1 pseudogene is annotated in these 395 nt (G+C 78.7%); it reads left to right on the top strand.

The annotated features are described in order from the left end of the window. A pseudogene (locus tag FNX44_RS28515) lies at positions 1 to 235 on the top strand (hypothetical protein); the annotation flags it as partial. Between the last annotated feature and the right edge of the window lie 160 nt (positions 236 to 395).

The raw sequence follows: 395 nt of genomic DNA, 5'->3' as shown, positions 1-395 counted from the left end.
CGCCCGCACCCCCCGCCGCCCCAGCGGCCGGGAGCGGCACGACGAGAAGATCACGGTCTACGTCTCCGCCGAGGAACTGATGGACCTCGAGCACGCCCGGCTGGTCCTGCGCGGCGAACACGGCCTCGCGGTGGACCGGGGCCGCATCGTCCGGGAGGCCGTGGCCGTCGTCCTCGCCGACCTGGAGTCGCGCGGTGAGGCGAGCATCCTGGTGCGGCGGCTGCGCGGCAGCTGAGCGACGCGACGCGGGCGGCGCGCAGGCGCGCCCGGCGCGCCGAACGCCACCGCCCCCTGCCACCATGCCGGCGGCCGGTAAGGTGCCCGCGATGACCGTCTCCGAGCAGCCCGCAGAGCCGCCGCGCCGGTCCCGCCGGGCCCTCGGCCGGGGACCGGCC

Origin of the sequence: Streptomyces alkaliterrae, assembly GCF_007097205.2 — a bacterium.
Taxonomy (GTDB): domain Bacteria; phylum Actinomycetota; class Actinomycetes; order Streptomycetales; family Streptomycetaceae; genus Streptomyces; species Streptomyces alkaliterrae.
The sequence above is the reverse complement of the archived record's forward strand: the minus strand, read 5'-3'. Positions and strand labels throughout refer to the sequence as shown.